This is a genomic window from Mycobacterium bourgelatii (assembly GCF_010723575.1).
GTDB classification, from domain to species: Bacteria; Actinomycetota; Actinomycetes; order Mycobacteriales; family Mycobacteriaceae; genus Mycobacterium; species Mycobacterium bourgelatii.
Genome location: NZ_BLKZ01000001.1, coordinates 277,870 through 291,873, shown reverse-complemented (window position 1 = coordinate 291,873; position 14,004 = coordinate 277,870). Strand labels below are relative to the sequence as shown.

Genomic DNA, 14,004 nt, shown 5'->3' with positions numbered 1-14,004 from the left:
GGCTTGCGGGCGCCCGGGCTAATCCGCCAGGTGCTCCTTCAACGTCTGCCCCGTGTACTCGGTGCGGTACGCCCCCCGCTCCTGCAGTAACGGCACCACCTTGTCGACGAACTCATCCAGGCCATGCGGTGTCAGGTGCGGCACCAGAATGAACCCGTCGCAGGCGTCGGCCTGGATGTAGCGGTCGATCTCGTCGGCGATGTGCGTGGCCGTCCCGACGAACTGTTCACGACTGGTGATGGCGATGATGAGCTCACGAATGGACAGGTTCTGCGCCTCGGCACGCTGTCGCCACTTGCGGGCCACCGCAATCGGGTCCCCATGCCGGACTCGCCCCTGCGTGATGGTGCTCTCGACGATCGGGTCGAAGTCGGGCAGTGGGCCGTCCGGGTCGTAGTCCGAAAGCTCACGGCCCCAAACTTGTTCGACCATCGCTATCGCGGTAGCGGGGCTGACCTGCTGCTGGCGGATGTGCCGCGCCTTATCCCGCGCCTCGTCGGCGGAGTCACCCAGCACAAAGGTTGCCGCCGGAAAAACCTTGAGCTCATTTGGGTCTCGCCCCGACGCACGCGCCCGGCCCTTCACATCGGCGTAATAGCGCTGGCCGTCTTCGAGGGAGCCGTGCAACGTGAACAATGCGTCCGCGTTGCGCGCGCCGAATGACCTTCCTTCGTCGGAGTCCCCGGCCTGCAACAACACCGGGTGGCCTTGCGGCCCGGCCGGCAGGGTCGCGTAGCCGCGCACGTCGAATTGGCTGCTCCGGTATTCGACGCTGTGGATCCGCTCCGGATCGACATAGGCTCCGGCGTCGACGTCGGCCACCACCGCGTCGGGCTCCCAGCTGTCCCAGAACTTGCGTGCCGCAGTGAGGAACTCCTCGGCGCGCACATACCGGTCGGCATGGCTGAGAAAGCCGCCGCGGCGAAAGTTGGCTCCGGTGAAGGCATCTGACGAGGTGACGATATTCCAGCCTGCACGGCCGCCGGACAGATGATCTAGGGTCGCGAATTGCCTTGCCACTTCGAACGGCTCGTTGAAGGTGGTGTTGATGGTGCCGGTCAGGCCGATCCGCTCGGTCACCGCGGCCAACGCCGCGAGCACGGTAAAGGTATCCGGGCGGCCCACCACATCCAGGTCATAGATCTGACCGCGGTGCTCCCGCAGTCGCAGCCCTTCGGCCAGGAAGAAGAAGTCGAACAAGCCGCGTTCGGCGGTGCGGGCCAGGTGCACGAACGAGTCGAACTCGATCTGGCTGCCCGAGCGGGGGTCGGTCCATACCGTGGTGTTGTTGACCCCCGGGAAATGAGCCGCTAGATGGATTGGCTTGCGCTTCATGAGGTTAACCCCCAACGCTTGGCGATGAGCTCGTGCGACCGCAGCCGGTCGGAGTGCCGGTAGGTCACCGAGGTGATGACCAGTTCGTCGGCGTCGGTCACACGTTGCAACGCGTGCAACCGCTCCGCGACTTCGTCTGGACACCCGACGAATTGCGTTGCAGTTCGGTCCTTTACGACCTCGAATTGCTCGTCGGTCAACGGCTCGCAGTCGTCGGGGTTCGGGTAGGGTACGGCCCCGCCGCCGGCTCGGATGGAATAGACCCAATGGCCGTAGCTGGACGCCAGCTTCCGGGCGGTCTCGGTGTCCTCGGCCACCACGATGTCGGCCGACACCACCACGTAGGGGCGTTGCAGCTTCTCCGACGGGACGAAGGCATCCCGGTAGGCCTCGATCGCCTCGATCGCGGTGGCCGGTGTGATGTGATAACTGCCGACGAACGGCAGACCCAACTCACCGGCCAGTCGCGCGCTGGGCCCCTTGGTGCTGCCGAAGATCCAGGGTGTCAGGCCGGCGCCCTCACCGGGCACGGCGTGCAAGTCGACCCCGTCCACTTGGAAGTTGCCGGTGAGCATGGCGATGATTTCGCCCACCTGGTCGGTGAAGTCGGGTGCGACGGCCTCGGGCTGTTGCAGAACCGACTGAACTGCCTGTACTTGACGGAGCCCCAGTATCTTTCGCAGATCGAATGGCGTCGGGATCACCACGCCGTCCACCTCGCGCCACACCCGCGGTGGCTTCGGCTCCCGGGGTTTCGGCTTGTCCTGCTGCTTCTGGCGGCGTTGCCCAGACCGGCCCAGGCCAAGATCGATGCGGCCGGGATAGAAGGCGTCGAGCATTCCGAAGCTTTCCACCACCGACGCGGTCGTGTGGTGCCCAAGCTGCACGGCCGCCGAACCCACCCGAATGGTGTTGGTGGCCGCCGCGATTTGTCCGATAAGCACGGCCGGCGACGAACTGGCGACTCCCACGAAATGGTGTTCGGCGATCCAGAACCGGCGATACCCCCACCGCTCCGCGTACTGAGCCAGTTCGATCGTGTTGCGCAGCGCGGTCGCGGCGTCGCTGCCGGCGCTGATCGGCGAGAGGTCCAGGATCGACAGCGGGACGGATGTCATCGAGTCGCCGCCGCATAACGGTTGGGCGCCACCGGAAGTCCGAGACGCTCGCGCAGCGTCTCACCCGCCCGGTAGGCCTTGCGGAATTGGTTGGCTTTCTGCAAGAGCGGCACCACTTCGTCGACGATCACCGGTAGATCCACGGCGTTGACGGCCGGCCGTAACCGCACGCCGTCGATACCCTGGCGCTGCCAATCCAGCAGAATGTCCACCAGTTCGGCCGCAGCACCTCCCCAGACCAGCGCGTCGGACCGGAAATCGGTGTCACCGTGGAAGGAAACCACCACGTCGGCAAAGACTTTCAACCGATGCCCCGGCGGCAACTCATCGAGAATGGCGCCGAGCGGCGACTCGTCGGTCGGCGTGATGAAGACGAGGTCGGCGCTGGTCGCGGCGAATTCATAGATCGGTCCCGCGTGCGCCAGCGCGGCCACCACCGGTTGGCCCTGCGGAGGACGCGGCGTGATCGATGGACCCTTGACGGAAAAGTACTTCCCGGTGAAGTCGATGTAGTGCAGCTTGCTCCGGTCGATGTAACGCCCGGTGGCCGCGTCTCGGATCACCGCGTCGTCTTCCCAGCTGTCCCACAGTCGGCGCACTACCTCGACGTAGTCGGCGGCCTCGTCGAACAATTCCGCCACGTTGATCGACCTGCGCCCGAACAAGGCCGCCTCGTGTGCGGTGGAACTGACTCGCGCCTGCCACCCGGCTCGTCCATGGGAGACATAGTCAAGGGTGGCAATGGCTTTGGAGATGTGGAACGGCTCGGTGTGCGTCACCGTGGCGACCGGGATCAGCCCGATGTGTTTGGTCGTCGGTGCGATGCGGGCCGCGACCAATACGGCGTCGCCGCGCCCGGCCAGCCGCTCAGGCCGGATGCGCTCACCCCGTCCGATTTGTGGCATCAGGGTGCCGTCGATGGTGAGGAAGTCGAGCAGCCCGCGCTCGGCGGTGGTCGCCAGGTCCGCCCAGTAGTGGCCGCTCAGCACCCACGGGGTGTTCGGGTCGGACTTCAGGGTGGACCGCCACGCTTGTGGGTGCCAGCCGTAACCATCGAGCGCGACGGCCAAATGCAACTGCGTCATGCAAGGTCTTTCACGAAAGCGATGGGAAACACCGGACCGATGGTGGGCAGCGGCTCGGCAAGCGGGGTATACCCTTCTGCCCGGTACAGCTCCTCTGCCTCGGGCTGCCGATTGCCGGTGACTAGGTAAACCTTCCGATAGCCACGTGCCGCGATCTCGGCTTCCAGCGCGGCCAGCAGCGCCCTGGCGTAACCGCGACGGCGGTGCTCGCGGTGTGTCCACACCCTTTTCAGTTCGGCGGTGTCGGCGTCATACCGGCAGAAGGCACCGCCGGTGACGGGATGCCCGTCCAGAACCCCGATCAGCATGCCGCCGTCCGGGGCCTCGAACTCACCGGGCGGACCATCGCGCAGCCAGGCGGCTATCGCGTCCTCCTCCATCTCGTATCGCTGCGCGTACTCGGCGGCCAGTTCGGCCAACAGCGGCTGGGCGAGCGGATCGTCCAGGGCGACGGGCACGAAGTTGACCTGGTCCGCTGCCGCGGCTTGGCCAGACTGACGACTGAAAGAAGACACCACGTAACTGTCTAACGCCGCGAATCCGTCTGCATTCCAGCCCGAAGTCTAGATTCCGGGAGCCGTGTCCTGCGGCGACGACCGCGAGCTTCACGACTATCCTGCAGAAAATCCCATATCAAGCGCGTCGCCGCGGGCAGTTCTACTTCTATTCATTCAGATTGTTCGACACCTAATCGGCGCTGCGGACTACGACCGGACGGCGGTGACGTACCGGGGAGACACCGCCAGGTCGCGCGGCGGAACCGATTTGCGCGTCGAAATTCCCAGGGCTGCCCGCAGCTCGGTGATGTCCCGGTCGACCATCTGCCACCCGTGGTCGGCCAGATATTCGGGTACGTCGCGGTATTCGCCCTGGTAGGTCAGGGCGGCCAAGTCGACGTTCAGGCCGACGCGGCGCCAGCCGTCGACAAATGTCCGCCCCGCCTCCAGCTGCACGGGTGACCACGTCGGCATGTGGTCGGCGGCGAGCCGGCTGCCGGTGGCACTCAGGGCCGTCACCGACTGCAGCAACCGGTTCTGCGCATCGGGCGGCAAGTACCCAACGAACAGGTTCTCCGCGATCCACACCGTCGGTTGCGTGGGATCGAAACCCACCCGCCGCAGCGCCGCAAGCCAAGCCTGGCGCAGGTCGACCCCGATCGCGCGACGGTGAGCGGTCAGCCTGGCGCCCAGTTCGCGCAGCACCGCATTCTTGAAATCGATGACGTCCGGCTGGTCGATCTCGTACACCGTCGTCCCGGCGGGCCACCACAGCCGGTAAGGGCGTGTGTCGAGACCCGACCCCAGCAGCACCACTTGTCGAATGCCCGCGCGCCCGGCGTCGGCGAGATAGTTGTCCAGGAACTGCGCGTGGAGGACGAGGATTTCCATCAGCTTCTTGGTGTCGGGGCTCTCGTCGAAGCCCGGCGTCTTGCCGTCGATCACCTGCGTGAAGTACTCCACCCCCGCAGCGCGAACCATGGGGTCGGCGTAGGGATCGTGCATCAGGCCCCTGCTGGTGGCGACGGCCCGCACAGCGGCACCGAACGTGGCGGTCATCCCCACGCCAGTGGCGGGATCCCAGGTGTCGCCCTCTCTGCGCACGTCAGTCAGCCGAGCGACGCCGTCCCGCCAACCCGACCGCCGCTCGCCACCCGAGCAGCAGCACCGCGGTGACCGTGGATGCGACGATGATGAAAGCCGCCGCCACGCTGGCCGAACTCGCCTTGCGTAACAGCATGCCGACCACCACGGTGCTCACCCAGACAATGACCCCGGTGGGTGCCACCGCCGTGGGGCGCCGCCAGCCGCGAGACACCAGCCACCCGACGAGAGTCCCGGTCAGGAATGGCCACGCCGTAGCTGCGACCCCGCTGATGTTGACGCCTTCATCGTGGCTGCGTCGACCGAGAGCACAAAACACCAGCACAGCGACAATGTCGACACCAAGCCATTTGAGGCTGCGCCGCGGTTGCATGCAGCGAGACTACCGGGGCGGGGCAGGATTGGGTCATGAGCACCGATACACCGCCCGTCTTCGACCCCGACGACCCGCTCGGGATCGACGCGTCGCTATCTGACGACGAGATCGCGGTTCGCGACACCGTCCGAAAGTTCTGCGCCGAGCACGTCACCCCGTACGTGGCCGGCTGGTTCGAAGACGGTGACCTGCCGGTCGCGCGGGAACTGGCCAAGCAGTTCGGCGAACTGGGCCTGTTGGGAATGCACCTGCACGGCTACGGGTGTGGCGGTGCATCCGCAGTCCACTACGGGCTGGCCTGCCAGGAACTCGAAGCCGCCGACTCCGGCATCCGGTCGCTGGTGTCGGTGCAGGGCTCGCTGGCGATGTTCGCGATCTGGAACAACGGCTCCGAAGAGCAGAAGCAGCGGTGGCTGCCCGGCATGGCCGCCGGTGACCTCATCGGCTGTTTCGGGCTGACCGAACCCGACGTCGGATCTGACCCGGCCGCGATGAAGACGAGGGCCCGACGCGATGGTTCGGACTGGGTGCTCAACGGGCGCAAGATGTGGATCACCAACGGCTCGATCGCCGACCTCGCGATCGTGTGGGCAGCCACCGACGAGGGGGTGCGCGGCTTCATCGTGCCCACCGACACCCCGGGCTTCACCGCCAACACCATCCATCACAAGCTGTCCCTGCGGGCATCGATCACCAGCGAGTTGGTGCTCGACGACGTTCGGCTGCCCGATGAAGCCATGCTGCCGAAAGCAATTGGCCTGAAGGGACCGTTGGCGTGCCTCTCGGAGGCGCGTTACGGAATCGTGTGGGGTTCGATTGGCGCGGCGCGGTCGGCCTGGCAGGCCGCACTGGATTACGCCAAGCAGCGCACCCAATTCGACCGCCCGATCGCCGGATTCCAGCTGACCCAGGCAAAGCTCGTCGACATGGCGGTCGAACTGCACAAGGGTCAGCTGCTGGCACTACATCTGGGCCGCCTCAAGGACAGCGTCGGATTGCGGCCGGACCAAGTCAGCTTCGGCAAGCTCAACAACACCCGGGAGGCCATCGAGATCTGTCGTACGGCGCGAACAATATTGGGCGGCAACGGGATATCGCTGGAATATCCAGTGATCAGGCACATGGTCAACCTGGAGTCGGTGCTCACCTATGAGGGCACGCCCGAAATGCACCAGCTGGTGCTGGGCCAGGCCTTCACCGGCTTGCCTGCATTCCGGTAGAACACACGCATGTCCTTCGTGCGGCGCATCGGCTGTCTGGTCCTATGTCTCCTGGTGGTCGCCTGCAGCCCGCCGCGCCTGGTGCCCGAGCTGCCCAATGAGGCGGCGGCCAAAGCCGACGCGGTGATGGATGTGGTCCGTGAGTTCATGGCACAGGCGCATCTGAAGGCCGCGATCGTCCGCGTCACCATGAACCGCCAAGAGGTCGTCACTCAGGCCGTCGGCGACTCAATGACCGGCGTACCCGCCACGCCCACGATGCACTTTCGTAACGGCGCGGTGGCTATTTCCTATGTGGCGACGCTGTTGCTGAAGTTGGTCGACGAGAAGAAGGTGAAGCTCGACGACAAGTTGTCCAAATGGCTGCCCGACTTCCCGCACGCCGACCGCGTCACCCTCGAGCAACTCGCGCAGATGACGTCCGGGTACCCCGACTACGTCCTCGGCAATGACGCGTTTGCCAACGAGCTTTACGCCAATCCGTTCCGGCAGTGGACAACTCAAGAAGTCCTCGGTCAAATCTCTTCGCGGCCACTGCTTTACGAACCCGGCACCAACTGGAACTACGCGCACACCAACTACGTCCTGCTGGGGCTGGCATTGGAAAAGGCGACCGGTCAGGACATGGCGACGATGCTGCAGCGAAAGGTCCTGGCGCCGCTGGGATTGACGGCCACCTTCAACTCCGACACAGCCTCCATCCCCGAGCCAGCCCTGCACGCATTCACCTCAGAACGCCGTGCGTTTTTGAAAATCCCTGCCGGTGTTCCGTTTTATGAAGACTCGACGTACTGGAACCCGTCCTGGACTATCACCCATGGCGCCATCCAGACCACGAACATCTACGACATGACGACCACCGCAGCGGGCATCGGCTCGGGCAAACTGCTGTCGCCGGATTCCTACAAGAAGATGGTGTCGACCGAATTGCGCGGCAAGACCCGCGCTCAGCCGGGCTGCCCTACTTGTTTCGAGCAGAGCGACGGCTACACGTACGGCCTGGGGATCGTCATCACCGGCCACTGGCTGATGCAAAATCCCATGTTCGCCGGGACTTCCGCCGTGGCGGCGTATCTGCCGTCACAACGAGTGGCGATCGCCGTTGCGGTCACTTACGCTCCCGAAGCCTTTGATGCTGAGGGAAACTACAGCAATCAGGCCGAAAAGCTGTTCCGCAAGATCGGCGCCGTGGTAGCACCAGATGATGCCCCACCTATGCCACCGGGGAGGTAGACCATGAGAACCACCGCACGCGTTGTCGCGGCCTTGTTTTCTGGCGCGATAGCTCTAGCCGCGCCGGCAGGCGCTGATCCCGCCTTGCCACCGATGACGTCCACCGGTGCCGGACCCGTAATCGGTGGCGGCGGCCCGGCCGCTCAGATCGGCCAGCAGCTGTACAGCTTCACCAACCCCGACATTCAAGAGGTGAACGGTTCGGACGCGGCCCAATTCATCGCTGCCGCGGCCGGTGTGTCGAATCGCGACGTCGCCAGTGTCTTCCAGCCGTTGCACCGCGCTCTGGGATGCCAGCAGAACAACGCGGGATTCGGGGCGCGCGCCTACCGCCGGTCGGATGGCCAATGGGGCGGTGGCATGTTGGTCATCGCCAAGAGCACCGTGTCCGACGTCGAAGCCCTCAAAGCGTGCGTGAAGGGCAGCTGGCGCAGGGCCGTAGCGGGTAGCCCGACGACGCCGTGCAACAGCGGCTGGAACTACCCGCCCTTCAGCGACACCCGCCGCGGCGCGGAGGGCTACTTCGTGTTGTTGTCCGGAACAAATTCGGACTTCTGCAATGGCCCGAATGCGCACTTCCGTACCAATGCCAGCGGATGGCCCACCTAGAACGGTGGCGGATCGTCACCGGGGTCGGCTTTGGGAGCATCGAAGCCGTATTCGCCCCTGGCCCTAGCGGCTCGGATGGCTTTCGCCTTTTCGCGAGCTTCCCGGTTTCGTTTGCGTTCGGCCGAGCCCATCACGGCGCGCCGAAATTGGCGCCGCGCCGAGCCAACGGAAAACCGTAGTCGGGGGCAATGCGCCAGCGCTGGGCGGCGTGGTCATCGATGCCTCATTGCGCGCTGTCAGCTCCGTCAGATGGGGAATTCGCATTGGACGCCCCGGAGATCGCCGCCTGATTTCATGACAACGGCGGGGCGTCGTGGTGCACCGAGCTGTGGTACCGCGAGCGCGTCATGGGCGCGACTTACGATGCCCGTTAGCGTATGCGGATACGCTATGTGGCGTCGCCGGTTGCGGCGATGCCCTCGGGGGTGACCAGCATCGACGAATTCGCCACATCTAATTCGCTCCCTCTGGTAGCTCCAGCTGGGGTTGATCGTCGGCTTCTGTGGGCAGCCTGTAGGCAGCGTATCGCTGGGAGCGGCCGGGGATCCGCTCAAGTGCTCCGGAAGTGATCATGTTCTTGAAGATCGTCTTTACCTGATTTTCCGAGCCGATTCCCGTCAGTTGTCGCACGATAGTGTTCGTAATCTCATTGTGGCTCTGCAGGTATTCGGTGATCATTTCTGCTGGAGAGGCGAGGCGTTCATGCACGATGCGCACGAGCACCGATGTGCCTTTGTCCTCGATCTCAGGCGACTTCAACTTCAGATCGCGCATGGCATCAAAAGCTGCAGTCAACCCCTCTCCGACATCCTTATTCGGTGGATCGGGGAACTTATTGATCCATCTCACTATGGTGCCGTTTCGCGAAAAACGTTCTTCCAGAATATTTTCGGCAGTGATGTGGGCTGGAAGACCACCTGGGCTTTCAACCTCTATACGGTTATCGAAGATGCGGACGTGAATGTCATCGGCGATGCTGTAATCGCGGTGCAGCACTGCGTTCGTGATGATCTCGTGCAGTGTGACCTCGGGGTACGAAATATCCTCTAGCTTAGTTGGTCCCAGTATGCGGATACCTTGAACAATGTCGACAGCCGTCGATACCCCTTCGCGAATTACGTCGTAGATCGGCCCCTCGATGGTCAAGGGCTGGCCCTGAAGGTTTGAACGGGACCCTACTGCATCGGATGTGGCGTAACGGTAAACCTTGATCGCTGACTGCTTCGGCAGGGCGACTTGGGGTTCATCGGAAAATAGCAGCAGCGCAGCGACGGTTGGCTTTTCGTCGCGGACGAGCAACTGCTTACGTAGCCAAGGGTCAACCGCATCGACCGTCGGAACGACCTCCATGAGGAATTCGGTGATGGTGAATGAATCACTGACAAGGTCTACCGGGACGTCGACAGGGTGAGTCTCGAAACTGCTTACCCCTTTGAGGTATTCGAGACGCCTGAGGGCTTCTGAATCAACGACCGGAAGGTTTTGTGCGCCACGCCGCACATACGCCTTTCCGTCCGATGCGACACGAACAGCAGGTGTCTTCAGCACCGATACCTTAAGGACGACGCCGTCTCCCGGCGCTGCACTTGCCCGGAGGAACTGGTAATCGACGAATTGCCCGAGAGGGAAGGTGGCCTCAAGAGCCTGCACATGACCGTTGGCTTCCTCGATGTTGGCGAATCCGCGCCACGTCCGAACGCCAGTGGATTTGTCTTCATCGATGCCGATGTATAGCTCGCCACCCTCAGCGTTCGCGAAGGCCGAAAGCGACTTGGTCAGCTTGTTTGGTGCGACCTCGATGGCCTTGAGATCGGCGATGTGGGATTCCTCGATATCGAGGACCACGCTTCTGGCGGATTCGTTAACGTCAGCCACTTCGAATGCCACGCCCCTCACTGTGCCATGTGCCGCCGACGCACCCCCTGCGCCAGCGCCGCGCTGACCCAGGGCCAGCGCGCAGCACAAAAGGCTGGTCGTCGCGTTCGTAGCCATCGGCGGCGATGGCGGCACGATTCGATGTCGTCCAGGCCGGGCTGGGCCCAGGTGGCTACCGTAGGGTTCGAGATGAACACGCGCTCCACGAGTGCAGCCGATTGTCACGGTGGCGCGCGATTATCCTTTGAATGAACACCACACCTCTTTGGCTCCCCTGGCTGTCGCCGGGCTCGGCCTCCTTGGCACGGCGGTCGCTGGTCTGGGCGGCGTCTGGCTCACCCAGCGCCGTGCCGACCAACGGGAGGCCGCCAATTGGGCCCGGAAACTCAGCGGGAGCAAGCTCGATGGGCCCGCGAAGACGCGGCGAGGACATTCGAATTCCGTCGCAGCACGTACGTCGACCTCTATCGGGCGGCCTTCGGCGTCCTCATGCTGACGATGAAGTACCTCGGGAAGGTCGCCCGACGCGAGGTGGGATCGGATGACCCCGAGGTGGCTAGTCGCGACGCCGACCTACAGACGGCCATGGAAGCAGCCCAAATCTACGGATCACCGAGGGTGCTCGCCTTTGCCCACAGGGCACAGATCGCTGGCGTCACGTACCGGATGATAGTGAGCCAGATGCACGTCGCAGACATCGCCGATGAACTGCCGAAATCCGCACAAGAGTGGGGCACTGCCCTAAGCGAGTTGCACAATGCGATTCGAGAAGAGCTAGGCATACCCAACGATGATGATGACTCACCGCAAGCATGGCGGTCTCAATGGCCATGGCTGATTCAACGCCCCTCCCCCGCCGACCATCCGAAGTAGCCCGACGACGAGCGAACCATCCCACAGTGTGTCCGGGGGTGATCGGCCCGGCGACCTCGTCGCAGCCATCACGGCAGGAAGGCCTCGATGATGAGCCCGATCATCTGGCCGACCGCGATGAGGCCGGCCGTCGTGCCGGTGTAGATCACGACGAAAGCGGAGAACATCAGCATCAACGCGACGATGAGAACTTCACAACGCGCTGTGAGTTTGTGTGTGACGGCGTGTGTCGGCGGGTAGCATCGCGGCGCGATGAATGCTGAGCGTAGCCGGTCAGACGACTATGAACGAAACCTGACGGCACACCACGAAGCTGGACATGCCGTCGCTGTGGTGCTTCGTGGTGGCACGTTCAGCGGTGTGACTCTGGAGCCGACGCTCACCCGTGACGGCGGTATCTTGATCCATGATGTGGGCGAGCATCACCACTTCGTGACGTACGCAGGGCCGTGGGCAGAAGCGCGGGTGCAATGGCCCGCCGCCCTGTCCATCGACAGTGTCAATGCCAAAGGCCGGTCGTTCATTCAAGAGGTCGAAGATGCGCTGTGGTCGAACGAGTCCGACCTACGGGACTACGCACCCGACCTCGACTTCTTTCCAAGCGACCACCTGATAGCGGCCCTGAGTGGCGAAGAACCGCAACCGGTCATTCCCGGCCCACACGATCAGGCGTGGTTCGGGGAGCTTGAACGCTGTTGGCCTGTAATGCAATTCGTGGCATCAGAGCTGCTCAGCGGGGCGTTGCCGACACGTGAGATCGTTGCAAGGATGCTCGGCACGGCGTAGAGGCGGTTTCGGTGGCGCGGCACACCAGCCCGCGAACCAGGCAGGCTCGGATCTGGGCTTCACGCCCTTGAACCGAGCATTCGCGGGCCGGGTGCCGCCTGAAATCGTAAACACACGCTTCGTGGCCGTCGTCCCCCACGGCCAAGGACGAAGCCGTGACGAGCGCCGAAGGTTGTCCCGCTCGGCCTGTTACGAGCCTTCGATGGACACCAGGACGATGGCTCTTCGTGGGGTAGCCGAACCCACACGGCACGTCGAGCGCAGTCAAGCGAGCTCCGGAGTCCGGCAATCGGATCGAAATGCGTTGGCGCGGCCTTGTTCTGCGCCTGCCCGCCACCTAGCCGATCAACTCCGGTCGCGGCATCACCGTGGGACGCACCCCCGCCCGTTGTGTAGACGTGCTGACGACGCCTTCGCCACGCGGCGGCATACCCGTGACCGGCAAGCCGCTCAACAGGTTTCCCTCACCGGCAAGAAGCGGCGCCACACCGGACGGCGCGGCCTCGGCGGCGGCCCGAGACGCAACAGCACTCGAAGTCCACGTGTGCGGAACAGACAGCGGTCCCAGCGACGTCGCCTTGCCCAACGAAGCCGTCACCGGCGGCGGGGCGCTACCCAAGCCAGCGAAAAGTCCTGCCGGCAAGGCAATCCCGGCGATTTCGCCGCCCGCCACTCCCCCGGCCACGCCGCCGGCCACACCAGTCTCGGCAGCGGCAGCGGCCGTACCCAACGACTTGGCCACCGAACTCATCGACGACAGTGACGACAGCGACGAACTCATGGTCGAGGCACATGCGCTGACCGGCGAGGCCAGCTGCTGCAACGCAGAAGGCACGACCTGGGTGACAGCCAGTGCCTGTTCGGCGAGACCAGCCGGGTCTGCCACCGCGTCGGGCACCGTGAATGCCGTCAATGTCGCCGCTTCCGCCGCGTTAGCGGCATAGCCGTACATCGCGGCGGCGTCCTGTGCCCACATCTCGCCGTACTGAGCCTCCACGGCCGCGATCGCCGGAGCGTTGACACCCAACACGTTTGTTGCCAACAGGGCCAGCAATGTCGCCCGGTTCGCGGCAATAACCGGCGGCGGCACCGTCGCCGCGAACGCCGTTTCGAACGCCGCCGCAGCCGCAGCGGCCTGGGCAGCCGCCTCTTGCGCCTGTCCCGCCGTGAGACTCAGCCAGGCCACATACGGGGCCACGGCGGCCGTCATCGCCACCGCCGCCGGGCTCTGCCAGCTTTCGCTGGTCAGGACCGAAACGACCGCTTCACACGATCGGGCCGCGGCGTACAGCTCCTCGGCGATTCCTTCCCAGAACGCCGCGGCGGCGAGCATCGACCCCGCACCGGGGCCGGAATACATCTTTGCAGAGTTGACCTCGGGCGGTAATGCGCCAAAGTCCATTTCCTTTGACCTCCAACGGTTTTACCCGTAAAGACTTCATGTCTGTGCCGTAAAAAAAGTGATCGCGTCAGGCAGCCGAAGCCGCCACGGCAGCGATCACTGACGGGCTAGACAGAACCTGGTGAGGAGATCTCGTCCGGAAACAGAAAGAACCGACTCAGCGGGCGGACTCCGCCCACCCGGCCGCACAACGAAGGCAGCCCACGCCACGATGACACCGACCACCGCCACCAACCCAAGTGCGGCCAACGCGATCGTCGCGCGCGGCGAAATCGCGGTCGCGAATTTCGCCGGGCATGCCGATGCGCCGTCACCGGCCTGATCATGGTCGACGGTCAGCACCACCGCCTTGGATTGATCGCCCAAGCCGAAGGCCAATTGCGGTATTCCACAATGCAACCCGGCCATTCCCAACACCAGCCATGTCGCGACTATCGCGGCGACGGCGGTGCGGGGTGGGGCTGGTAACACGCGGCCATACTATACCCCCT

At 64.2% G+C, this 14,004-nt stretch carries 14 protein-coding genes; 5 read left to right on the top strand and 9 right to left on the bottom strand.

Annotation, left to right across the window (positions count from 1 at the left end; all coding sequences use genetic code 11):
* Nucleotides 1–18: 18 nt before the first annotated feature.
* The 6 genes from G6N68_RS01215 to G6N68_RS01190 all read right to left on the bottom strand — a co-directional run bounded on the left by G6N68_RS01215 (nucleotide 19) and on the right by G6N68_RS01190 (nucleotide 5,512).
* Entirely contained in the window at nucleotides 19–1,335 is a 1,317-nt protein-coding gene (locus tag G6N68_RS01215; protein ID WP_163706857.1) for an NtaA/DmoA family FMN-dependent monooxygenase, read from the bottom strand.
* On the bottom strand, nucleotides 1,332–2,453 hold the full coding sequence (locus G6N68_RS01210; protein WP_163706855.1) for an LLM class flavin-dependent oxidoreductase: 1,122 nt from the start codon (nucleotides 2,451–2,453) through the stop codon (nucleotides 1,332–1,334). Before G6N68_RS01210 ends, G6N68_RS01215 begins: the two co-directional genes overlap by 4 nt.
* On the bottom strand, nucleotides 2,450–3,538 hold the full coding sequence (locus G6N68_RS01205; protein ID WP_163706852.1) for an LLM class flavin-dependent oxidoreductase: 1,089 nt from the start codon (nucleotides 3,536–3,538) through the stop codon (nucleotides 2,450–2,452). Before G6N68_RS01205 ends, G6N68_RS01210 begins: the two co-directional genes overlap by 4 nt.
* The gene (locus G6N68_RS01200; protein ID WP_163706850.1) at nucleotides 3,535–4,053 is read right to left on the bottom strand and encodes a GNAT family N-acetyltransferase; all 519 of its coding nucleotides are present in this window, start codon (nucleotides 4,051–4,053) and stop codon (nucleotides 3,535–3,537) included. Before G6N68_RS01200 ends, G6N68_RS01205 begins: the two co-directional genes overlap by 4 nt.
* Nucleotides 4,054–4,242: 189 nt before the next feature.
* Nucleotides 4,243–5,094 carry an SAM-dependent methyltransferase gene (locus tag G6N68_RS01195; RefSeq protein WP_163717988.1) on the bottom strand — a complete coding sequence of 284 codons (852 nt, stop codon included), beginning with the start codon at nucleotides 5,092–5,094 and terminating at the stop codon, nucleotides 4,243–4,245.
* A gap of 46 nt (nucleotides 5,095–5,140) precedes the next feature.
* Entirely contained in the window at nucleotides 5,141–5,512 is a 372-nt protein-coding gene (locus tag G6N68_RS01190) for a DUF3054 domain-containing protein (RefSeq protein WP_163706848.1), read from the bottom strand.
* A 35-nt stretch (nucleotides 5,513–5,547) separates the two neighbouring features.
* Here G6N68_RS01190 and G6N68_RS01185 point away from each other — a divergent pair, with 35 nt between their 5' ends.
* The 3 genes from G6N68_RS01185 to G6N68_RS01175 are packed head-to-tail and all read left to right on the top strand — an operon-like array spanning nucleotide 5,548 to nucleotide 8,577.
* Entirely contained in the window at nucleotides 5,548–6,735 is a 1,188-nt protein-coding gene (locus tag G6N68_RS01185; protein WP_163706846.1) for an acyl-CoA dehydrogenase, read from the top strand.
* A 9-nt stretch (nucleotides 6,736–6,744) separates the two neighbouring features.
* Nucleotides 6,745–7,968, top strand: coding sequence for a serine hydrolase domain-containing protein (locus G6N68_RS01180; protein ID WP_163706844.1), 1,224 nt, complete (start codon nucleotides 6,745–6,747; stop codon nucleotides 7,966–7,968).
* Between the two features lie 3 nt (nucleotides 7,969–7,971).
* Nucleotides 7,972–8,577, top strand: a complete 606-nt coding sequence (locus G6N68_RS01175) for a hypothetical protein (protein ID WP_163706843.1) — start codon at nucleotides 7,972–7,974, stop codon at nucleotides 8,575–8,577.
* A gap of 453 nt (nucleotides 8,578–9,030) precedes the next feature.
* Here the strand turns inward: G6N68_RS01175 and G6N68_RS01170 are convergent, their stop codons facing one another.
* Nucleotides 9,031–10,464 (bottom strand): RNA/DNA-binding domain-containing protein, encoded by a 1,434-nt coding sequence (locus G6N68_RS01170; protein ID WP_205351206.1) that lies wholly within the window; start codon nucleotides 10,462–10,464, stop codon nucleotides 9,031–9,033.
* A gap of 360 nt (nucleotides 10,465–10,824) precedes the next feature.
* Between G6N68_RS01170 and G6N68_RS01165 the strand changes: the two genes are divergently transcribed.
* Both G6N68_RS01165 and G6N68_RS01160 read left to right on the top strand, forming a co-directional pair.
* Nucleotides 10,825–11,325 carry a hypothetical protein gene (locus G6N68_RS01165; protein WP_163706839.1) on the top strand — a complete coding sequence of 167 codons (501 nt, stop codon included), beginning with the start codon at nucleotides 10,825–10,827 and terminating at the stop codon, nucleotides 11,323–11,325.
* Nucleotides 11,326–11,577: 252 nt separating this feature from the next.
* Complete coding sequence (locus G6N68_RS01160) at nucleotides 11,578–12,111, top strand: hypothetical protein (protein WP_163706837.1); 534 nt, start codon at nucleotides 11,578–11,580, stop codon at nucleotides 12,109–12,111.
* A gap of 337 nt (nucleotides 12,112–12,448) precedes the next feature.
* Here the strand turns inward: G6N68_RS01160 and G6N68_RS01155 are convergent, their stop codons facing one another.
* Together G6N68_RS01155 and lpqS are read right to left on the bottom strand one after the other, a co-directional pair.
* On the bottom strand, nucleotides 12,449–13,513 hold the full coding sequence (locus G6N68_RS01155) for a PPE family protein (protein WP_163706835.1): 1,065 nt from the start codon (nucleotides 13,511–13,513) through the stop codon (nucleotides 12,449–12,451).
* 96 nt (nucleotides 13,514–13,609) lie between these two features.
* Nucleotides 13,610–13,984 (bottom strand): putative copper homeostasis (lipo)protein LpqS, encoded by a 375-nt coding sequence (lpqS, locus tag G6N68_RS01150; RefSeq protein WP_163706833.1) that lies wholly within the window; start codon nucleotides 13,982–13,984, stop codon nucleotides 13,610–13,612.
* Nucleotides 13,985–14,004 lie beyond the last annotated feature (20 nt).

What these genes read in the sequence shown, in the direction of transcription:
- G6N68_RS01180 (WP_163706844.1), top strand. Translation starts at nt 6,745, where the DNA reads ATGTCCTTCGTGCGGCGCATCGGCTGTCTGGTCCTATGTCTCCTGGTG.
- G6N68_RS01155 (WP_163706835.1), bottom strand. Translation starts at nt 13,513, where the DNA reads ATGGACTTTGGCGCATTACCGCCCGAGGTCAACTCTGCAAAGATGTAT.
- G6N68_RS01215 (WP_163706857.1), bottom strand. Translation starts at nt 1,335, where the DNA reads ATGAAGCGCAAGCCAATCCATCTAGCGGCTCATTTCCCGGGGGTCAAC.
- G6N68_RS01195 (WP_163717988.1), bottom strand. Translation starts at nt 5,094, where the DNA reads ATGACCGCCACGTTCGGTGCCGCTGTGCGGGCCGTCGCCACCAGCAGG.
- G6N68_RS01175 (WP_163706843.1), top strand. Translation starts at nt 7,972, where the DNA reads ATGAGAACCACCGCACGCGTTGTCGCGGCCTTGTTTTCTGGCGCGATA.
- G6N68_RS01185 (WP_163706846.1), top strand. Translation starts at nt 5,548, where the DNA reads ATGAGCACCGATACACCGCCCGTCTTCGACCCCGACGACCCGCTCGGG.
- G6N68_RS01210 (WP_163706855.1), bottom strand. Translation starts at nt 2,453, where the DNA reads ATGACATCCGTCCCGCTGTCGATCCTGGACCTCTCGCCGATCAGCGCC.
- G6N68_RS01160 (WP_163706837.1), top strand. Translation starts at nt 11,578, where the DNA reads ATGAATGCTGAGCGTAGCCGGTCAGACGACTATGAACGAAACCTGACG.
- G6N68_RS01205 (WP_163706852.1), bottom strand. Translation starts at nt 3,538, where the DNA reads ATGACGCAGTTGCATTTGGCCGTCGCGCTCGATGGTTACGGCTGGCAC.
- G6N68_RS01190 (WP_163706848.1), bottom strand. Translation starts at nt 5,512, where the DNA reads ATGCAACCGCGGCGCAGCCTCAAATGGCTTGGTGTCGACATTGTCGCT.